Annotated in this window: 12 protein-coding genes; 10 read left to right on the forward strand and 2 right to left on the reverse strand. The window is 70.7% G+C overall.

Going from position 1 to position 15,875, the window contains the following annotated elements; genetic code table 11:
- Nucleotides 1-190: 190 nt before the first annotated feature.
- Nucleotides 191-1,399 carry an acyltransferase gene (locus AB4Y83_RS08975; RefSeq protein WP_442296615.1) on the forward strand — a complete coding sequence of 403 codons (1,209 nt, stop codon included), beginning with the start codon at nucleotides 191-193 and terminating at the stop codon, nucleotides 1,397-1,399.
- A 70-nt stretch (nucleotides 1,400-1,469) separates the two neighbouring features.
- Here AB4Y83_RS08975 and AB4Y83_RS08980 read toward each other — a convergent pair whose 3' ends face one another.
- On the reverse strand, nucleotides 1,470-3,275 hold the full coding sequence (locus tag AB4Y83_RS08980) for a CotH kinase family protein (RefSeq protein ID WP_442296616.1): 1,806 nt from the start codon (nucleotides 3,273-3,275) through the stop codon (nucleotides 1,470-1,472).
- Nucleotides 3,276-3,527: 252 nt separating this feature from the next.
- On the opposite strand from AB4Y83_RS08980, the gene AB4Y83_RS08985 reads away from it, so the two are divergent.
- The 9 genes from AB4Y83_RS08985 (at nucleotide 3,528) to AB4Y83_RS09025 (ending at nucleotide 14,764) form a co-directional block, all read left to right on the forward strand.
- Nucleotides 3,528-4,073: an NADPH-dependent FMN reductase gene (locus tag AB4Y83_RS08985; RefSeq protein ID WP_442275790.1), complete on the forward strand. Its 546-nt coding sequence runs from the start codon at nucleotides 3,528-3,530 to the stop codon at nucleotides 4,071-4,073.
- Nucleotides 4,074-4,345: 272 nt separating this feature from the next.
- Nucleotides 4,346-5,401, forward strand: a complete 1,056-nt coding sequence (locus AB4Y83_RS08990; RefSeq protein WP_442296617.1) for a trypsin-like peptidase domain-containing protein — start codon at nucleotides 4,346-4,348, stop codon at nucleotides 5,399-5,401.
- A gap of 2 nt (nucleotides 5,402-5,403) precedes the next feature.
- Nucleotides 5,404-6,570 carry a hypothetical protein gene (locus AB4Y83_RS08995; RefSeq protein ID WP_442296618.1) on the forward strand — a complete coding sequence of 389 codons (1,167 nt, stop codon included), beginning with the start codon at nucleotides 5,404-5,406 and terminating at the stop codon, nucleotides 6,568-6,570.
- A complete protein-coding gene (locus tag AB4Y83_RS09000) occupies nucleotides 6,567-9,491 on the forward strand; it encodes an AAA family ATPase (protein WP_442296619.1) in 2,925 nt (974 codons plus the stop codon). Before AB4Y83_RS08995 ends, AB4Y83_RS09000 begins: the two co-directional genes overlap by 4 nt.
- A gap of 38 nt (nucleotides 9,492-9,529) precedes the next feature.
- Nucleotides 9,530-10,216 carry a hypothetical protein gene (locus AB4Y83_RS09005; protein WP_442296620.1) on the forward strand — a complete coding sequence of 229 codons (687 nt, stop codon included), beginning with the start codon at nucleotides 9,530-9,532 and terminating at the stop codon, nucleotides 10,214-10,216.
- Nucleotides 10,217-10,400: 184 nt separating this feature from the next.
- On the forward strand, nucleotides 10,401-10,991 hold the full coding sequence (locus AB4Y83_RS09010) for a hypothetical protein (RefSeq protein WP_442296621.1): 591 nt from the start codon (nucleotides 10,401-10,403) through the stop codon (nucleotides 10,989-10,991).
- A gap of 63 nt (nucleotides 10,992-11,054) precedes the next feature.
- On the forward strand, nucleotides 11,055-12,875 hold the full coding sequence (locus AB4Y83_RS09015; protein WP_442296622.1) for a DEAD/DEAH box helicase: 1,821 nt from the start codon (nucleotides 11,055-11,057) through the stop codon (nucleotides 12,873-12,875).
- A gap of 284 nt (nucleotides 12,876-13,159) precedes the next feature.
- Nucleotides 13,160-13,966: a LuxR C-terminal-related transcriptional regulator gene (locus tag AB4Y83_RS09020; protein ID WP_442296623.1), complete on the forward strand. Its 807-nt coding sequence runs from the start codon at nucleotides 13,160-13,162 to the stop codon at nucleotides 13,964-13,966.
- Between the two features lie 60 nt (nucleotides 13,967-14,026).
- Nucleotides 14,027-14,764: an AAA family ATPase gene (locus AB4Y83_RS09025; protein ID WP_442296624.1), complete on the forward strand. Its 738-nt coding sequence runs from the start codon at nucleotides 14,027-14,029 to the stop codon at nucleotides 14,762-14,764.
- Here the strand turns inward: AB4Y83_RS09025 and AB4Y83_RS09030 are convergent.
- Nucleotides 14,758-15,843, reverse strand: coding sequence for an acyltransferase family protein (locus tag AB4Y83_RS09030; protein ID WP_442296625.1), 1,086 nt, complete (start codon nucleotides 15,841-15,843; stop codon nucleotides 14,758-14,760). The two genes, AB4Y83_RS09025 and AB4Y83_RS09030, sit on opposite strands and share 7 nt — an antisense overlap.
- Nucleotides 15,844-15,875: the final 32 nt, after the last annotated feature.

Consider the following 15,875-nt stretch of genomic DNA (forward strand, 5'->3'; position numbering starts at 1 on the left):
CTGTACCCTGCGGTGGCGTGACCCCCCGGCTGTACCCGGCGCGCCACCCCAGGGCCTGGTCGTCCGCTGCTGCGCCGGGTCCGAGCCCTCACCCCCACCCAGCACCTCGTCCATGGAGTCCCGTGCGCCCCACTCGCCGACAGCCCGTCCCCCGTGCATGCCGCGCACACGTCGACCTGCGGACGTGCTGATGAGCACCTCTGCACACGGAGGCCGGCCCGAGCTCGCCGACCCGGCGCGCCCAGACGGCGCCGTCCTCGTCGGAGGTTCGGGTCAGATCCTCGACGCGGACGTCGAGGATGCACGCACCACCGTCCAGACGGACGCAACGCGGGTGCGTCCCCGACCAGACCTGGCCTGGATCTCATGGCTGCGGTTCGTGGCCATCGCCGCAGTGGTCACGATCCACACGGTGGGCTACAACGCGCTGGAGCCCGGGGCCCGGGGCACACTGCGTGGCACCACGGCCATCTACCTCGACGTCCTGGGGGTCTTCGCGGTCCCGGTGTTCGTCATGCTGAGCGGCGCCCTGCTGCTCGACCCTGCCCGCTACCAGGGGCCGCGTGAGTTCCTACGCAAGCGCGCCCTCCGGCTCCTGCCGGCCATCGTGTTCTGGCACGCGTGGTACTTCCTCGTGCGCAGACTCCTCCTCGACCAGGACCTGGGGCTGAGCGACGCCGCGGCCCAGGCACTGAGCGGCAAGCTCTACGGCGCCCTCTACTTCTTCTGGATCGTGCTGGGCCTGGCGGTGCTCACACCGTTCCTCATTCCCTTCGTGGCGCAGGCGACGCGCCGCCAGATGCTGGTCGTGGGCACGCTCGGGTGCCTGATGACGGCCGTGAGCCAGGCGACGGCGCAGTGGCGCGACGCCCCCGACGTGTTCGTCGAGACGGCCTGGACGTGGTGGGTCCCCTACCTCGGCTACTTCCTGCTCGGCTGGGCGCTGCGCGGTGTCGTCCTGCGAGGCCGAGCGCTGTCCGGGTCCCTCGTCGTGGTTGTCGCGCTGGGAGCACTCATGCCGTGGCAGTGGCGCAACCCCGACGCACCGGAGTGGCTCGAGACGATGAGCCCGGCCTGGTACTACAGCATCACGGCGATGGTCTACTCGGCGGCGCTGTTCCTCCTCTTCCAAGGAGCGATCCGGCGCGACGGACCGCTGCACCGCCTCGCCTCGCCCCGGATGAGCTCGCTGGCGCGAACCCTCGGTGACGCGACCATGGGAGTCTTCGCGCTCCACCTCACGATCCTGTTGTGGGTCTTCGAGTGGCCCGTCATCGGTGGCGAGCACACGGCGGGGAGCACGGTGGTCCTGCTCATGCGCATCGTGGCCGTGCTCGCGTTGACGTACGCCATCGTCCTACTCCTGCGACGCGTGCCGGGAGTCAAGCGCCTGCTCTGACGCGGTTCCGCCTCCGCCCGAAGCCGGACCCCTGGACGCCCTGGGTCCGGACGTCCGGTAGAGGTGACCGTCACTTCCTGACGATGCGGATCTGCAGCGCCTCGATGCGCAGCGAGCGCCCGGTCGTGCCGGCCGTCGCGCCGTTGGACACCCAGCCCATCCAGCCGATGTTCTGCACGTGGACCCGATAGCTGATGGTGTAGCGCGTCGCGAGGTTCCCCGTGAGCTTCAGCTGGATCGCCTCCATGCGGAGCGACCGCCCCACCGTGCCGATGACGGCGCCGGGAGCCTGGTAGCCCATCCAGCCGATGTTCTGCACGTGGGCGTTGCCGACGACGGACCCGGTCGTCGTCGTGTTGGTGTCGGTGATCTTGATCGCCTCGGCGCGCAGGGACCGACCCGTCGTCCCGGTCATCTGACCGGTCGACACGGTGGGCTGCCAGCCGATGTTCTGTACGTGGGCGGAGTAGCGCAGGACCGGCACGTTCGCGCCGTAGGCATGGGCGAGGTACGAGGCGCGCTGTGCGGCCCACGAGCGGAGCAGCACCACCTCGGCGGCCCAGGTCGATTTGATCGGCGAGTGCCCGCCGTTGAAGGCGATCACCGAGGTCTGGCCGAGGATGTTGGGCCAGACGACGAAGTTGTGGCTGGCCGACTGCAGCAGCTGCGTCTGGTAACCGTCGATCGTGGAGGGCACGACGTTGACGAAGGGCTTCAGCGTCTCGTACGTCGCGTTGGCCTGCGCCGCGAACGCCTGGTTGCGGAAGAGCTGCGTCCACCAGTCGAAGGGGCCGTTGCCCTTGATCGTCAGGAGCTCGTTCTTGACGTAGTCCTCGGTGGGGTTGCCGCCGCGGTTGGTGGTGGCGTAGTTGCCGAGGGAGATGTCGTAGTCCCATACCGGTCCGGCGTGCAGCTTGTCGGTCGGGCCGTCCTTGTAGAAGAAGACGCTGGACGATGCGACGTCAGGGTTCTCGACGAACTCCGAGACGAAGTAGTACTTGACGAACGAGTCGACGTCGATGAGGGCGCTGATCTTGGTCCAGTCCGGTTTCGGTGCGTAGAGGAGTCCCTCGAGGGTGTTGATCGTGCTCTGGACCTCGTCCCACCCGGCTTGGGTGTCGGCATCGAGCACCACCCCCGGGTCGTTCTTGAACCCGACATAGGAGTCCTTGAGCGTGAAGATCGACCGGCTCCTGGCCGTCGTGAAGTGGAACGGTTCGGCGGCGCCGAAGTGGCTGTCCATCTCGACGAGGACGCCCTGGGGGCTCGTCAGCGCGACGTGGCTGTCCGGCTTGGTCGGGTCGAACTTCGTCACGGTCACCTTGTCGGTCAGCAGGTAGCTGCCGAGATCCTCGCCGTTGACGACGAGGTCGACGAACCGCGACTCCGGGGTGGCGAACATGCCGAACTGGCGGGCGAGCTCGAGCGTCGCCTTGTTGCGCATGAGTGACGGGTCGGCCCGGTTGGCGATGAGGATCCACGTCTTGCCCGGCAGCATGCCCAGGATCGCGGTCTTCTTGTCGAACTTCAGCTGGTAGGACTTCTTGTCGAGCGTCCAGGTGAAGTTGCCGTGGCCCTTGATGGTCGGGCAGCCGACGCCGAGGGGCGCGACGTCCGTGGGCAGTGTCGTGCACGCGAGCGTCTGGGTGGTCGTGCCGTCGGCGACGTCGACCTGGCTCGCGACGGGAACGTCCTTGTTGGCATGGACGAAACCCAGGGAGTCCTTCGCGGGCAGGTCGGTCAGCGTCAGGTAGACGGTCGGCAGGTCCGTGACCGTCGCGGGTGGCGTGGGCACGGCCGCGGTCGCGGCCACGGCGGGCCCCACCAGGGCCAGCGTCGCGAAGAGCGAGAGGCTCGCAACTCGAAGGTTTCTCATAAGCAAAGAATGCAGCTACTAAAGGTGTGCGAGATCAGTTTGGAAATTGTCGGATTTGATCTCGACTGCAATTCATGACAATGCGTTCTTTTTCTCATTTGTTTATCGCCAAGTCTGAAATATCGTGCATTCACGACGTTCACATCGCCACACCCCGACCGACCGGACCACCGACCGGCACTGTGGCATGGGTCACAGCCGCAGCACCGGGCCGTCAGGAATGCCCGACGACCCGTGATAGTTGGTTGAACCGTGAAGCAACTTCGTATCGTCGTGTCCTCCACCCGCCCCGGCCGCATCGGCCCGAAGGTCGCCGAGTGGGTGGCCGCCCAGGCACCCGCGAGCGAGTGGGAGGTCGAGCTGCTCGACCTGTCGTCGCTGCCCTTCTTCGACGAGGAGGACATGCCGCGCAACGGCAACTACGCCAAGCCGCACACGAAGGACTGGGCCTCCAAGGTCTTCGAGTCCGACGCGATCGTCGTCGTGACGCCGCAGTACAACCGCAGCTTCCCGGCGCCGATCAAGAACGCCATCGACTACCTCTTCGCCGAGTGGGACGCCAAGCCCATCGCCCTCGTCGGCTACGGCTGGAGCGGCGCGAGTGACGCCACCGCCGACCTCACGAAGGTCCTCCAGCACGTCAAGGCCGACGTCGTCGGCTCGACCGGGCTCGTCTTCACCCAGGACGTCTCCCCCGCCGGTGAGATCGACGTCACCGACGAGCGTCGCGCCGAGCTCGGCGCGCTCGTCGACGCGCTGGCCGCCAAGGTCGACGAGCCCGTCGGCGCCACCGCCTGACCCCAGCACACGCCTCCCGACGGGGGCCGCCCACCACGGGCGGCCCCCGTCGTCGCTCCCCGATGGCGTATGCCGTCACTCCGCCGGGCTCCCCCGCCGCCGGGGCGTCGGCCGGCGTATCAGACGCACCGCCACACGCTCCGTCTGACAGGTACGCCTTTCGGTCGATTCGCCTGAAGTGATGCGGCCCCGGTGCTTGACTGGATGGGCGCCACGGATGGGAGGGCGGTTGTGATGGGCTCACAGCTGCGCGGGCCGGCAGAGGTCGCGCCATGACCCATGTCCTCGACGCGCTCCCGCTCGACTTCGCCGACCCGAAGGTGCAGCAGCTGGAGTCGGCCCTGATCCAGACCTTCCCGACGACGGGTGACCTGCGCATGGTGCTGCGCAAGTCCGGCATCTCCGAGGCCTACGTCAACCTCCTGCAACCGACGGCCGCCGCGTGGCAGGAAGTGCTCGACGTCGCCCGCAAGCAGGACCGCCTCAGGGTCCTCGTCGCTGTGGTGATCCGCGAGCCGAACTCGGCCGCGATCCGCCCCACGCTCGAGGCGCTCCTCGCCGACACGCTGGCAGCGACACCGAGCGCCGAGGCGCCTCCTCCCGACGAGCCGATCGCCTGGAAGAGCGACCCCACCCCCGACGGGCTCGAGCGCCAGATCGGGGCCCAGTCGACCCTGCTCGACGTGTCGTTCCTCCAGCGCGGCATCGAGATCAGCCCGTCGGTCGTCAAGCTCGTCGTGACGCTGAACGACGAGATGCGTTACAACGGAACGGGATTCCGCATCTCCGACGACCTGCTCCTCACCAACCACCACGTCCTCTTCGACGACCAGGGTCCGGCCACGACCGTCGAGGCGTGGTACGGCTACGAGCGGTCGTTCGCAGGGGCGACCCGGGAGCCACAGGTCATCGCCTGCGACCAGGGCACGATCGTGGGGCGCAAGGACCACGACTGGGCAGTCGTCAAGGTCGCGAGTCCCCTTCCGGCACAAGCACGCCCGATCGCGATCGCGGGGGCGCCGACGCCGGCGGTGGCGGACCGGGTCTACATCATCCAGCACCCCGACGGGCGGGTGAAGCAGATCGGGATGGTGCACAACACCGTGGTCAAGGTCGACGACGACAGGATCGGCTACCTCACCGACACCGAGGGCGGCTCGTCGGGCTCGCCGGTCTTCGACGAGCAGTGGCGCCTCGTCGGGCTGCACCACCGGTGGGAGACAGACGTCGTGGGCGGCCGACGGCGCATCTACAACCAGGGCGTCCGCATCGAGCGCGTCGTCGAGGGCCTGGCGGCCGCAGGAGTCGTCCTGGAGGGGGCGGGCTGACCATGGGCTATCTCGACCACCGGTTCGACCCCGGCACCCCGGCCGGCCAGTACGTCGTGGAGCGACTCGGTTCCCGCTACTTCGAGAAGCAGCCGATCCAGGAGCTGGCCCTGGCGGCCGGCGTCCAGCGCGACCAGATCTTCTGGGAGCAGAAGGCGTCGCAGCTGTGGATCGACGTGCTCGAGACGGCGTGGAAGCAGCAACGGTTGCGCCTGCTCTTCATCGCCATCTCCCAGGACGCCTGCGCCGACCGGATCTTCCAGGACCTCGCGGCGGAGCCGACCGATCACGAGGTCGTCGAGATCCCGCCCCAGTCTGGTCAGTCGGACCAGTCGGCCCCGTCGCAGCCGGTCGTGGCCGGAGCCGTGGCCGCCGTCGCCGAGGCGGTCGGGGCGATGTTCACCGCCGCGGTCCTCTGGGACGACGTGCCGCTCATCGACCGCACCGACCTGCGCGGCCACGTGCAGCGGATGCTCGGACCCGGCGGTCGGCGGGCGCTGCTCGTCAGGGGCCCCAGCGGTGCCGGCAAGACCCACACCCGCCAGTTCATCCGCTACGTCTCCGAGAACGCCGTGCCACCGAACGGCACGAAGCCGAAGGTCAGCCCGGTCGACGCCGCCCGCCGAGCCGGCAGCCCGATCGACGTCCGTGAGCTGGCCGACACGGTCGCGCGCTTCGTCGTCGGTGAGCCCGCACCGAACTTCGACCCGACCGCCCAGCCGCAGACCGTCGTGTGGCTCTTCAAGGACTGGCTCGTGGCGGAGGTGGCCGCCAAGGGCGACATCCAGGACTGCTGGCTCGTCTTCGACGGCTTCGACCGGACGACCGCCACGGCCGCGGCGCTCCAGCTCGTCATGGAGCTGGCGCAGTCGGCCGCGGTCCGTGACCTCGGGCCGGTGCGCGTCATCGTGCTCGGCTACGACGACCCCCTCTCTGAGCCGGACCAGGCCCTCGTCGAGCCCCTCCACCACCCCGGCGACGACGACGTCAAGGCGTTCATTCGCGCGTACGCAACACGGGCGCAAGGCATCTCACCCGGAGCTGACGCGGTCGACGCCGTCTTCGACGAGCTGCTCAGCGACGGCGGTCCCGTCGCCGACCGCCGGCTGGTCGAGCTCGGTCCGAGCGCGTTCGCTCTCTGTCTCGACGTGTTCGGGGCGCTCCCGTGAGCGGGTCCCCGTCCGGGCGGACCCCCGTCGTCACGGCCGAGGACGTCCGGGCCCGGCTGGCCCAGCGGGCGTCGGCACGGTCGGCACCGTCAGCCCCGAGGCCCCAGCCCACCGCGCCGGAGGCCTCGGGGGCAGCCGCCGTGCCCTCGTCGACGAGGGACGTCGAGCCTGCCGCGACGGGCCCCACCAGTGACGCAGCCGCCCCGGACCCCGCTCGGCAGCGCCTGCGCGAGCGGGTCGCGTTGCTCGACTACTTCACCGTCGACGCCCTCGAAGGCCGTACGACGCGAGAGACCCCGCGACACAAGGAGATCGACGGCTTCATCGGCGCCGACTGCGAGCTCGTCACCACGAGGTCAGGAGGGGGCGCGTGGCGCCTGCGGCCTGAGGTGCGCGCCGACGTCCTCAGGTCACTCGGCCCCGGCAGGGCAGTCGCGCTGACGACCGGGCGGTGGGCCGTCGCCCCCGCACCCGACGACGTGACCCACCGGATGGCGGTCCGTCTGATCCAGGGGGACACGACGCTCCGCGCGCTCACGCCGGCAGAGCTGACCGGCATACTCAAGGCTGCCGTCTGGCTGGAGGGTCTCGGGCTCGACCTGCCGGCCGCCGCGGACGTGCAGTCGGCCCTCGACCTGGCCAACGTCCTCACCCCACTGCGGGCGGTGTCCACGCCGGACTTCGTCGGACGCGAGGAGGAGCTGGCCCAGCTCGAGGCCCACGTCATGGGTGGTCCCGGAGGCCTCCCCCTCGCCCTCCACGGCCCCGGCGGCGTCGGCAAGTCGACCCTCCTCGCGACGTTCGTGCTCGACCACATCGAGGGGACGGACGCGCGCCCGCCGATGCCCTTCGCATACCTCAGCTTCGAGCAGGCCGAGCTCGACCCGGAGTTCCCGATCGGGCTCATCGCCGAGGTGTGCCGTCAGCTCGCTCTCCAGTCGACTGAGCTCGCCGGGCCGCTCGGCGAGCTGCGCCGGGAGATCGTCGCCGTCGTGGAGGCGGAGGCGGCGCTGCAGCGCGAGACGTCGAGCTCCCGGGGGCTCGGCACCAAGGACGCCGTGCGTCGGCACGTCGACGAGGACTCGTTCCTCATGGAGCTGAGCCAGCGGCTGCGGCGCGCCTGGGGCAGCAAGCCGGTGCTCGTCGTCCTCGACACGTTCGAGGTCGCGCAGCGGCGGCGGCGCTCGACGCTGGGCCGGCTCAACCGCACCCTGCAGAGCCTCCAGCGTCAGCTGCCGTCGCTGCGCGTCGTCGTCGCGGGTCGGGCCGAGGTGACCGAGCTGCAGGTCGAGAACCGCCCGCTCGAGGGGCTCGACGACACCCAGGCGAGGCAGTTCCTGCGCCGCGCGGTCGCCGACCTCGCCGTGACCGACGCGCTCGTGGACTCCGTCGTCGAGCAGGTCTGGGGCAACCCGCTGAGCCTGCGGCTCGCCGCCGACCTCATGCGCCGCGAGGGTCCCTCCGTGCTCGCCACGAAACGTGGTCGACGGCGGCTGCTCTTCGACCTCCGGGCGGAGCAGGTGCAGGGCGTGCTCTACCGCCGGATCCTCGACCACGTGGCCCGGCCGATCCGGCCGCTCGCCAACCCGGGGCTCGTCGTCCGGCAGATCACGCGTGAGGTCATCAGCGACGTCCTGGCGGTGCCGTGCGGTCTCGGCGAGCTCGCGCCGGAGCGGGCGGCCGAGCTCTTCGAGATGCTGCGCGGAGAGGTCTCGCTCGTCACCGAGTCGCGGCCCGGCGTCCTCGTGCACCGTGCCGACGTCCGCCAGGAGATGCTGCCGCTGCTCGACGCTGAGAGCCCGGAGCGGGTCGCCGAGATCCACCACCGCGCCGTCGCCTTCTACGGCGCCCGCTCCGGCACCGACGACCGCATCGAGGGGCTCTACCACCGGCTCATGCTCGGCCAGGCGTCGTCGACGCTCGATGCCCACTGGGACCGCGGCGCCGGGCCGTTCCTCGAGCCGGCGATGAGCGAGCTGCCGCCGTCGTCGCGGGTCTACCTCGCCGGCAAGCTGCGGCTCGAGGTCGACGCCGCCGACCTCGCCGAGGCCGACTACACCGCCTGGGCGCGGCAGGCCACGAAGCAGGCCAGGTCGCTGCTCGACTCCGGTCGCCCGGCCGCCGCGTGGGACCTCCTCGCCGCCGACGACCGCCGGCCGCGCCTCGTCGAGGTCAGCCGACTGCGCATCGAGGCGCTGGCCACCCTCGGTCGTCACGAGGAGGCGATGGCCGAGGTCGACGCGGCGGTGAGCGCTGCCGAGGAGCGTCCCCTGTCGCTCGACTACATCGAGCTGTGCATCGTCGGTGGCCGCGTCGCGGAGGACGCGGGCGACCTGGGGCGGGCGGCTCGGCTCTTCGTCGACGCCCGGGAGAGCGCCACCGACTTCGGGGCGCGGTCCGCGGCGCTGACGGCCGGCGTCGGCGTCCTGCGGATGGTCCGGCGCCAGGGCGGCCTCGGCTCGCAGTCGGCGACCCGCCGTCTGCGCGGTGAGCTCATCGCCGAGGCGGCCGGGCTCACCGAGCAGGACAAGGCGAGCCACCCCGGTCTCGTGCGCGAGCTCGCGGCAGAGCTCGGGGACGCCGTGCCGAGCCTGCTCGCCGACGCCTCCCTCCACGTCGGGGTCACCTCGGCCGGCGACGACGCCTCGGGCCACGACGCGAGCACCCTCGACGTCATCCAGGCCAACATCCGCCGGACGATCGAGAGCGACCCCACCATCGGGCCGACCGACCGAGACCTCGACGAGGACGACGAGGAGACCGCTCCCGACGTCGGTGACCTGTCGTCGGCGGTGCAGGGCCACGCCCTCGCCGAGGCCGTCAAGGCCCTGCCCGACGACCTCGACCTGCGCGAGTCGGTGAAGAAGTACTGGCAGGGCGAGGCCGACCGTCCGTCGTTCGACTACAACGCCGACAGCTGACCGCTGACGGGCGACCGCACCACGCGAGAGGGGACGTCATGCCCACGAAGCCGAAGGCCGATCCGCCGGACCCGAAGCCCGATCCCGCGCCGGGTCCCGCGCCGGGTCCCGCGCCGGGTCCGGCACAGCCCGGGCCGGCGAAGCCGGACCCTGCGCCGGCGCCCACGCCGCCGACCAGTGCCTCCGCGAGCGGTGCAAGCTGGCGCTGGCTCTTCTGGGCCGCCATCGCGATCGTCTTCGCCTACGTCGTGTTCGTCCTGCTCGCCTTCGTCCGCGCCGACGACAAGCTGCCCGAGACGGACTGGAGCCGGTCGGTCTACGTGCTGCTCGGTGTCGAGGCCCTCGCGTTCACGGCCGTCGGCTGGCTCTTCGGCCGCGAGGTGCACCGCGGTGAAGCGCAGGAGGCGCAGAAGCACGCCGACGAGGCGAAGCACGTCGCGACGCTCGAGAAGGACCGCGCCGACACCGCGAAGGACGCTGCAGCACAGGAACGTTCGCGGGCCGACGCAGCCCAGACGAAGGGCCGGATCCTCGCGAAGGCGGTCCACTCCCTCACGGAGCCGGCGGCGACCGGCAGCGGTCCCGGCGGCGGTCCCGGCGGCGGTCCCGGCGGCGGAGACGAGAGGTCGCCTGCCGGCGGTCGCACCCGCGGCATCGACAGCCCGGCCGCCGGCTCGACGCAGGCACTCCGCAACATCGCCGACGAGCTCTTCCCGTCGGACTGACGCCGGACCCGTGGCTGCGACGGCTATGCCGCCCTCCCGCCGTCGGGCGCGTGAGGCCGGCTTTCGCGTCCGTTTCGCCGACGAGCCGTCCGATCCGGTGATACAAAGCGGGCATACAGGGCATACGTGTCGTTCCTGAAACAGCCCGGGACGCGGCCGCCCCCCGCCCCCACCCGGAGGATGCATGTCGCACGACGACGCCAACGCGTCTCACAGCCCGAGCCGACGCACGGTCGTCAAGGGTGCCGCCTGGACGATGCCCGCGGTGCTCGTCGCCGCGCCGGCGCCGGTGGTGGCGGCGTCCGTGGCCCCGCTCACCTTCTGCGGCTCCGCCTGCAAGCTCCCGGGCGGCTCGTCGGACACGTACAAGGGATACGTCTTCGAGCTCGTCGCCACGAGCGCCGGCGGTTCCGACAACACGGTCACGGTCATCACCGGGGTGACCGTCGACGGCATCGCTGAGCCGCACTACTCCGTGTCGGTGAAGAGCGGCTCCTGCACGTGCTCCTCGTGCGGCAGCGCCCCGACGAACCACCAGTGGTGCACCCGGAGCGGCGCCGGCACGCAGCGGGTGCTGCTCTACACCGACGGAGCGGCGAGCGGCACGAGCTCCAACAGCGAGGTCTGCGTCACCTACACCCGCTACCGATGCGACTGCTCGCCGATGGTCGGCTCGCAGCCGGTCACGATCTGCAGCGGTCGGCGCTCGACGCCGCCGATCACGGACGGTGGCGGCGCCTGCCGGATCTCCGACGTCTTCCCCCTGCCCGCCTGACCCACACGCGGGGCCGACGGCATCGCGTGTCGCACACCCCCTCCGAGGCACTACCGTCAGGGGGTGAGCGAGCGCAGCCTGGAGTCCGAAGCACCCGAGACCGATGCCCCTGAGGTAGAGCCGGGCGCGGTCGAGCCCGAACGCGTCTCGTTTGCCGACCTCGGTCTCGACGACAAGGTGCTCAAGGCGCTGCGCGATGTCGGCTACGAGTACCCGTCGCCGATCCAGGAGGCGACGATCCCGGCCCTGCTCGACGGCCGCCACGTCGTCGGGCTCGCCCAGACCGGAACGGGCAAGACGGCGGCCTTCGCGCTCCCCATCCTCAGCCGGCTCGACCTCAAGCAGAAGAGCCCGCAGGCGCTGATCCTCGCGCCGACGCGCGAGCTCGCCCTGCAGGTCTGCGAGGCGTTCGAGCGGTATGCCGCCCACCTCAGGGGGGTGCACGTGCTGCCCGTCTACGGCGGGCAGGCCTACGGCGTCCAGCTGAGCGCGCTGCGCCGCGGCGTCCACATCGTCGTCGGCACCCCCGGCCGCATCATGGACCACCTCGAGAAGGGCACGCTCGACCTGAGCGAGCTGCGCTTCCTCGTGCTCGACGAGGCCGATGAGATGCTCAAGATGGGCTTCGCCGACGACGTCGAGACGATCCTCGCCGACACCCCGGACGACAAGCACGTCGCGCTCTTCTCGGCGACGATGCCCGCGCAGATCCGGCGCATCTCGAAGAAGTACCTCCAGGACCCCGTCGAGATCACCGTGAAGACGACGACGTCGACGGCGCCGAACATCACGCAGCGCTACCTCACGGTGAGCTACCCGCAGAAGGTCGACGCCCTGACCCGCATCCTCGAGGTCGAGAACTTCGAGGGGATGATCGTCTTCGTCCGCACCAAGAACGAGACCGAGACGCTCGCGGAGAAGCTCCGGGCGCGAGGCTTCTCGGCGATGGCGATCAACGGTGACATCGCCCAGAACCAGCGCGAGCGCACCGTCGACCAGCTGAAGTCCGGCAAGCTCGACATCCTCGTCGCCACCGACGTCGCGGCCCGCGGGCTCGACGTCGAGCGCATCAGCCACGTCGTCAACTACGACATCCCGACCGACACCGAGTCCTACGTGCACCGCATCGGCCGCACCGGCCGGGCCGGCCGCAGCGGTGACGCCATCTCGTTCGTCACGCCGCGCGAGCGCCACCTGCTCAAGGCCATCGAGAAGGCGACCCGCCATACGCTCACCCCGATGAACCTGCCCACGGTCGACGACATCAACGCGACGCGCCTCACCCGGTTCGACGACGCCATCACCGAGGCCCTCTCGACCGACAAGGTCGACTTTTTCCGCGACGTCATCGCCCACTACGTCAACGAGCACAACGTGCCGGAGGCGGACGTCGCCGCGGCCCTGGCCGTCGTGCTCCAGGGTGACGAGCCGATGCTGCTCGACCCGGAGCCGGTCCGTGCTGCGCGGACGTTCGACGACCGTGGCCCGCGCGACCGTCGTGACGACCGCGGTGACCGCGGAGGTCGGCCGGGTCGCAACGACCGGAGCGACCGCGGAGACCGGGGCGACCGGGGACCGAGGCGCGGCACGTCCGGCCCGATGGCGACGTACCGGATCGCGGTCGGCCGACGACACAAGGTCGAGCCGCGCCAGATCGTCGGAGCCCTCGCCAACGAGGGCGGCCTCGGCCGGCAGGACTTCGGGCACATCGACATCCGCGCCGACCACTCCCTCGTCGAGCTGCCGGCGACGCTGCCGCCCGGCACGTGGGACAAGCTGCGCTCGACGCGCATCTCGGGTCAGCTCATCGAGCTGAGCGAGTCGCAGGAGCGCGGCAGCCGTCCGGCGCAGTCCAAGCCGTACCGCAAGGGCCCGCACGACTGACCCGGCTCGTCCTCGAGGCACTCCCGACGGCGCACGGTGTGCTCCCCCCTGTCGGCCAGCACACCCTGCCGTTCCGTCAGCTCCTGGCCGGCCCGCCACGTCCTCCCTGACAACGGCGAACCTCCACGAACTCGTCCAGCCCCCACCCCCGTCGTGCCATTCTGAAGGCCGACGTGGTCGCGCGTCGAGTGTCGCTTCGGACACCTTGACCTCGGCCTCGATCGGCTCTTCGCAGAGCTTCGGGAGAAGGCGGTCACGGGACCGTCCCCGTTGGAGGAGGAGACGTGTCGCAGAGTCGTGAGGTGGCAGCCGCGAGCGTGGCGCGAGACCTCGCTGTGGCTGCCGCGCGCGGCGAGACCTTGCTGCCGTTCCTGCCGGCCGTCGTCGAGGTCCTCCGAGCCGACACGGGCGTGGGGCTCACCCGCCTCCGTCGGACCGGCCAGCGCATCGACGTGTCGGTGGATGTCGCCGGTTCGGTCCCGATCACGCCGGCGATGGGTCGCCTCGCCGCCGAGGTCGCCGACCGGCACCCGGCGATCCCCGTGCTGTCGACCGCCGGCGCGGTCCGGGTCAGCGACCTCGTCCCGATCAGGGACTTCTGGCACACGGACGTCTACGAACGGATGCACAGACACGTCGGCGGGCGATACCCGGCGGCGATCATGCTGCACAGCTCGGCGACCGACGTCGTGTTCCTCGGCGCCCACCGCGGCACCGTCGACTTCAGCACGGAGGACCTCCACCTGCTCGAGGCGATCCAGCGCCCACTCGTGGCGGCGCTGGCGTTCCGGGCCGCGCTCGACGAAACCATCGCGGTGCTCAGCAACGACGGGACGGCGCTGACCTGCGGCTCCCTCTGCGAGGACCTGGCGCCGATCGCCGCCCTCTGCGCCGCCTACCGCCCCACCCAGCGCGAGGCGGAGGTGCTGAGCCTCGCCGCCGCCGGGTGGACCAACCTACGCATCGCCCGCCGGCTCGGCATCACCGAGCGCACGGTGCGCAAGCACCTCAGCTCCGTCTACGAGCAGTCGGGTCGCCGCGGCAGAGCCTCCGCCGCGGCATGGTGGGCCGCCCAGCAGGACCACGGCTGAGCGATGGCGTATGCCGTCCGCTCCGGCCCGCGCGCCCCGACCTTCTCGTAGGGTCGGCACATGGGGGACGACTGGACCGCACCACTGCCGGTGCGGCGCGTGCGACGGTCGACCGACGCCACGCTCACCGCCACACAGTGGCCGGCGACTCTGGCCCCGATCGCGCACGTCCTCGACGGAGGCCTCGACCTCGCACCCGCGACGATCGTCGTCGGTGAGAACGGCACCGGGAAGTCCACGTTCGTCGAAGCGGTCGCGGTGGCATACGGCCTCGCTCCCGAAGGCGGTTCGACAGGCGCCTTGCACGCCACGCGCCCGACGGAGTCGCCTCTGTCACAGTCGATCTCACTGGAGCGGGGTGCGGGCGCCTCGAGATGGGGCTACTTCCTGCGCGCCGAGACGATGCACGGCCTGTTCACCTACCTCGAGGACAACCCGTCGCGTCGCCCCGAGCCGCGCTTCCACGAGCTGAGCCACGGAGAGTCGTTCCTCGCGATGCTCAACTCGGACCGCTTCACCGGTGAGGGCTTGTTCGTCATGGACGAGCCCGAGGCCGGACTGTCCTTCCACGCGCAGCTCGCGCTCGTCGGGGCCCTGATCCAGCTCGTCTCGCAGCCCGGCGTGCAGGTCCTCATCGCGACCCACTCGCCCGTCGTGGCGAGCCTGCCCGGTGCGCTGATCCTCGAGTTCGACGAGGACGGCATCCACGAGCGGGCCTGGGACGACCTCGACGTCGTCGACCACCACCGCCGCTTCCTCGAAGCGCCTGAGCGCTACCTGCGACACCTCCGCTACTGAGCCGGCGCGACGGCCTCGACGGGGACGACCGGAGTGGTCCGCCCACCGACCGGGACCAAGCGACGCAGTCGCATCGACGGCCGCTCGACGAGCAGCCACGACGCCCACGCGACCGGCACCGTCACCACGACGGACAGCACCGCGAACCACTCCAGCCCCACGGCCTCAGGCACCCCAGCCACCGCCATGAGCTGTTGGAGCGGGAACGCGAAGAGGTAGACGCCGTAGGAGATGTCGTTCCGCGCGCCGATCCGGATCGGCAGGCGCGCACCCAGCCACAACAGCACAAACGTCACCGGCACCGGAGCGATCGCACAGTAGACCGGACCGTCGAGAAGGAGAGTCCCCACGACGACAACCGCAGCTCCCGCACCGGCCACGAGAGACGTCGGCAGCCGCTCTCGGACGAACCACAGCAGAGCGCCGGCAGCGAAGAAGGACCACAGCAGGGTCAGGTCCCGAGTGACGTTCATCCCGATGCCCGTGACGCTCTGGACCATGGTGGCCGCGCTGAGAGCCAGGTAGGCACCAGCTGCGGCGCGTCGCCGGAATCCCGGCACGGCGAGAAGGAGCCCGAACATGACGTAGGCGGCCGCCTCGAACGGAAGGCTCCACGTCGAGGCGTTCCAGAGGCCGAAGAAGGCGACCCCCTCAGGCGTGCCACCGATGCCCATCTGCGTCGTGAACAACAGCGAGTTGTTCACGACGTAGCCGGCCCCGCTCGCCCAGTCGTAGGCCGTGTGCGTCACCACGCTCGACAGCGGGGCCACGACGATCGCCGTGAAGAGCAGAAGCGCCCAGTAGGCGGGCATGAGCCGAAGCGCCCTCCGCCAGAGGAACGGCCGCATGCCCATGCGGGCCCGACTGCCTGCGATGAGATAGCCCGAGATCGCGAAGAAGCCCTCGACGGCGAAGTCGCCCATGTGGGCCCAGGGCCCGGGCCTACCGGTGGCGGCCTTGTAGGAGTGGTCGACGACGACGAAGACGGCGAGCAGCAGGCGGATGGCGTTGAGCGCGTTGTCGCGGTCGTCCAGACGCAGGCCGACGGGAGCCGGGCCGACGCTCCCCCTCGGTGTCATGGGGCGAGCGTGCCCGAGCGCTGGCACGCCCT

Origin of the sequence: Terrabacter sp. RAF57 (genome assembly GCF_052113925.1) — a bacterium.
Lineage (GTDB): Bacteria > Actinomycetota > Actinomycetes > Actinomycetales > Dermatophilaceae > Terrabacter.

Excerpts from the sequence above, each read along its gene's own strand:
- AB4Y83_RS08975 (WP_442296615.1), top strand. The coding sequence starts at position 191 with ATGAGCACCTCTGCACACGGAGGCCGGCCCGAGCTCGCCGACCCGGCG.
- AB4Y83_RS08980 (WP_442296616.1), bottom strand. The coding sequence starts at position 3,275 with ATGAGAAACCTTCGAGTTGCGAGCCTCTCGCTCTTCGCGACGCTGGCC.
- AB4Y83_RS08990 (WP_442296617.1), top strand. The coding sequence starts at position 4,346 with ATGACCCATGTCCTCGACGCGCTCCCGCTCGACTTCGCCGACCCGAAG.
- AB4Y83_RS08995 (WP_442296618.1), top strand. The coding sequence starts at position 5,404 with ATGGGCTATCTCGACCACCGGTTCGACCCCGGCACCCCGGCCGGCCAG.
- AB4Y83_RS09005 (WP_442296620.1), top strand. The coding sequence starts at position 9,530 with ATGCCCACGAAGCCGAAGGCCGATCCGCCGGACCCGAAGCCCGATCCC.
- AB4Y83_RS09010 (WP_442296621.1), top strand. The coding sequence starts at position 10,401 with ATGTCGCACGACGACGCCAACGCGTCTCACAGCCCGAGCCGACGCACG.
- AB4Y83_RS09025 (WP_442296624.1), top strand. The coding sequence starts at position 14,027 with ATGGGGGACGACTGGACCGCACCACTGCCGGTGCGGCGCGTGCGACGG.
- AB4Y83_RS09030 (WP_442296625.1), bottom strand. The coding sequence starts at position 15,843 with ATGACACCGAGGGGGAGCGTCGGCCCGGCTCCCGTCGGCCTGCGTCTG.